The organism is Borrelia hispanica CRI (genome assembly GCF_000500065.1).
Classification (GTDB): domain Bacteria; phylum Spirochaetota; class Spirochaetia; order Borreliales; family Borreliaceae; genus Borrelia; species Borrelia hispanica.
The window spans coordinates 1-3095 of the sequence record NZ_AYOU01000133.1; the positions used below are offsets into that span (position 1 = coordinate 1).

Annotated in this window: 7 protein-coding genes; all 7 read left to right on the top strand. The window is 26.6% G+C overall.

The genetic code is table 11. The features are described from left to right. Nucleotides 1-343, top strand: a 343-nt coding sequence (locus tag U880_RS0105690) for a DUF276 domain-containing protein (protein ID WP_024655130.1), incomplete at its 5' end; no start/stop codon positions are given. Between the two features lie 18 nt (nt 344-361). Then, on the top strand, nt 362-961 hold the full coding sequence (locus U880_RS0105695; RefSeq protein ID WP_038359388.1) for a DUF735 family protein: 600 nt from the start codon (nt 362-364) through the stop codon (nt 959-961). 11 nt (nt 962-972) lie between these two features. Next, entirely contained in the window at nt 973-1809 is an 837-nt protein-coding gene (locus U880_RS0105700) for a DUF685 domain-containing protein (protein WP_024655132.1), read from the top strand. Between the two features lie 85 nt (nt 1810-1894). Next, nucleotides 1895-2095 carry a BlyA family holin gene (locus U880_RS0105705; RefSeq protein ID WP_038359391.1) on the top strand — a complete coding sequence of 67 codons (201 nt, stop codon included), beginning with the start codon at nt 1895-1897 and terminating at the stop codon, nt 2093-2095. After that, nucleotides 2092-2412 carry a BlyB family putative holin accessory protein gene (locus U880_RS10570; RefSeq protein ID WP_024655134.1) on the top strand — a complete coding sequence of 107 codons (321 nt, stop codon included), beginning with the start codon at nt 2092-2094 and terminating at the stop codon, nt 2410-2412. The genes U880_RS0105705 and U880_RS10570 overlap by 4 nt, the downstream gene beginning before the upstream one ends. After that, nucleotides 2409-2753: a BlyB family putative holin accessory protein gene (locus tag U880_RS0105715; RefSeq protein ID WP_024655135.1), complete on the top strand. Its 345-nt coding sequence runs from the start codon at nt 2409-2411 to the stop codon at nt 2751-2753. Before U880_RS10570 ends, U880_RS0105715 begins: the two co-directional genes overlap by 4 nt. Nucleotide 2754: 1 nt before the next feature. Beyond that, nucleotides 2755-3095: BBA14 family lipoprotein (locus U880_RS0105720; protein ID WP_038359394.1), on the top strand; the 341-nt coding region annotated here is incomplete at its 3' end.

Sequence of the window (3095 nt, forward strand, 5' to 3'; positions counted from 1 at the left end):
TAGAAAATATGTTTATCTTAAAGTAAAGTACAAAATTGACCTTCAAAATCATATTTATCTTAACATCGACTCACGTATTAGAGACATATATAAACGTATTGTAAATAATAATTACACGGATATGGGTATCAAATTTGAATATCAAGATTTCTTTGCTCCTGTAAATGAAATTAAAGGTATTAAAGGCTTAAAAATATCTGCCGTACTCAAAGACGATGACAAAACTCAAATTTCAAGCATTAATGATTCAGAATTTAAAGAAAATCAAGATATAGATGTTAAGCCTGAAGAATTGCTTATATTTAATCTTACAGACAACCTATTCATTGATATTACATCTTAAGACATAAGGAATATAAATATGATACCTAATTTTCTTAAAAATACAGAAATTGCTAAGTTAATTCAAACTGAAACCAACTATGCTAATGTACTTCTTGCTGAACTTAAAAGTCTAAATTCGAACTTTACTAGTATTAATGCCACAAAACACTGCTCATCAAGATTTATTGCTATATGGTTATCTCAACTCTTTAGAATTTTTTATGCTGAAAGTCAACCTCTTGCATCACTTACATCAAATATTGACAGTGTGCTTTTTGCTTTACGACATATTGGTACCGATGAATCATTTATAAGACTATTTAAGGCTTTTTTACACGTTGATATTGAAATTACAACTCCTCAGGCTGGGGTCATTAAAATTAAACTTCTTGGCACTATAAAAACTAATTTTACTGCATTTATTACGCCTAGCACCCCTAAAGGAAACAGATTAAAACGTATTAAAGTACGTGAAACTAAAGAAGGACTTCAAACTAAACATAGATTTCTAACATTTAATTTTCTTCCTAAGGGATATTCACAATCAATTTATTCATTTATAAAAAACCTTATCCCAATAGGACGGACACTTAAACTATATGATAAAGATAATACAGAAATTATTACTTTTAATTAAGGAGATCAACAATGTCATCTGAAGAACAAATTTTAATTGACAATGAAGAATACATACAAATTAACAAACTAAATAAAATTGGTGATATTAAAGACCAACATTTAATGTTGATTGATGATGGGGTTTCTAGTTGTCATGCAATTACATATGCGAACTTCTTTGACAAAACTAGAGACAAAATCTTTAAAAATGATGGTCTTGAATATTTTAAAGAAGTTATTAAAGACACTATTGCTACAGAACTTATTAATAATGAAGACTTTATTAATAAAGCTTATAGCAAGCTACTTACCAAAATTTTAAATGATGATTCTAGTAGTATTTCTAATATCTTTAGTCAAGTAAAGAGCAGACTTACAAATAGTATGTCAAGTTCCAGACTAAATAAATCTGATTATTTTGTTACTACAAATGGCTATGGTACATTACAAAAATCATCTATTCCTGAATACTTACTTGGTCCACCATCTGATTTCACATTATCAAGGACCAGAACTACAAGTAGTTCAATTGCAGAATACGACCTTAGAAGAAGAGCTTATGTCATAGATATGACTTCAGAGTACTCAAATCAAGACGTTATATTAAGATTTTATTCATCTGATGATGACAAACCCATTTATTTAGACATACTTGTAGATGCAACTATTAATGCATCAGGGACTAAATATGCAAAACGAATATATACTCAATACGCTAGTGAATCAGGCAAAGGATTAATATATTATCTTGGTACAAAAAATGCTTTGGTAGATACTCTTATTCCTTTGTTTCAGGGTTGGTATATACAAAAACGTGGATACTCATCATCAAGTTACGATACAGTTCCTAGACTTGTTAAGCTTTAAAATATTATCTTTATATTTATAGCAAAAATTAATTTTAGCTATATAGTTATAGATACAAATTTTTAAAGAAGAGGTTAAAGCTCATATGAATGACATTGACACAAATAATTTAATACAACTTTTACTTGATATTGATGGTACTAAGTTATTAATTATTTCTGGTTTAATTTTGAGTACTGTACTCTTACTTAAACCTGTGCTTAAAGATATATTACATATCTTAATAGAAAAATTTAAAAATAAAAATAAACAAAATAATAATAATGATGATGGGGGTCAGATATGATTCTTAATAAAGAATCTTTAAACGCATCTTTAAATGCAATCTCAAATTTAATTGATTCATTATTCAATTTTAAAGATGCTACTTTTGACAGACGTGATAATCAAGCATTCTCATTATTACACCAATTCTATTTGGAGTATGAGCATATTTATACTAAAAACATGGAAATTTTAGATAATGCTTTAACACCACAAATAAAATTGGCTATTGAACCTATTCAAACTAAAATAAAAAAATTTATAGAAAAGGTCAATAGTAATCCTGATAATATACAATTACCATCAGAAATTACATCTCATGAAAAGGAGTATAAATGAATTTAAGTACAGCAAAAATAGGTATTGATATACTAAATAAATTTACAGAACTTCTACAAAAAAATAATAATGATAAAAACACATCCACTTATACCAATATCTTTTTAAAAGTAGTTAATTACATTTTTTCTTTATATGAAGCAAGTATAAATAGAATGGAACAGAATGAAGCTATTAAACTATTATCTGAACTTGAAGAGATTATAAGAATCAATATTGAAATAATAAAAAATTCTGAAGAGTATTATAATCAAAATGAAACTGCAAAATATATATCTCAACTTAGAAGTAAAAGAAATAAGATTATGAATTCTTATATAAAGATATTAAAGGAGGCTTAATATGAAAATTCAAAAGATAATTCTATTATCAAGATTAATTTCTATTTTCCTTATAATTTCTTGTACTACTATTGCTTCATTAATAGAAGAACCAACACTTCCAAAAACAGAATCTCTTAAAGATCTTAGTACTTATGAAGCTAAGTTGGCTGATTATATTATGTATTTGCAAGTATTCTTAACACGTACACAAAAAAAAGTTAAAGACCCACATTATCCTAAGTTTACTTATTTCAATTCAGAAGAACTTAAAGACGAACATACTGTTGAGAATTTAAAGTTCAATATCAAATTATTTCAAGATTATATCACCATCACTAAACCTATTGCTCAAGATGTATA

Excerpts from the sequence above, each read along its gene's own strand:
- U880_RS0105695 (WP_038359388.1), top strand. The coding sequence starts at position 362 with ATGATACCTAATTTTCTTAAAAATACAGAAATTGCTAAGTTAATTCAA.
- U880_RS0105700 (WP_024655132.1), top strand. The coding sequence starts at position 973 with ATGTCATCTGAAGAACAAATTTTAATTGACAATGAAGAATACATACAA.
- U880_RS0105705 (WP_038359391.1), top strand. The coding sequence starts at position 1,895 with ATGAATGACATTGACACAAATAATTTAATACAACTTTTACTTGATATT.
- U880_RS10570 (WP_024655134.1), top strand. The coding sequence starts at position 2,092 with ATGATTCTTAATAAAGAATCTTTAAACGCATCTTTAAATGCAATCTCA.
- U880_RS0105715 (WP_024655135.1), top strand. The coding sequence starts at position 2,409 with ATGAATTTAAGTACAGCAAAAATAGGTATTGATATACTAAATAAATTT.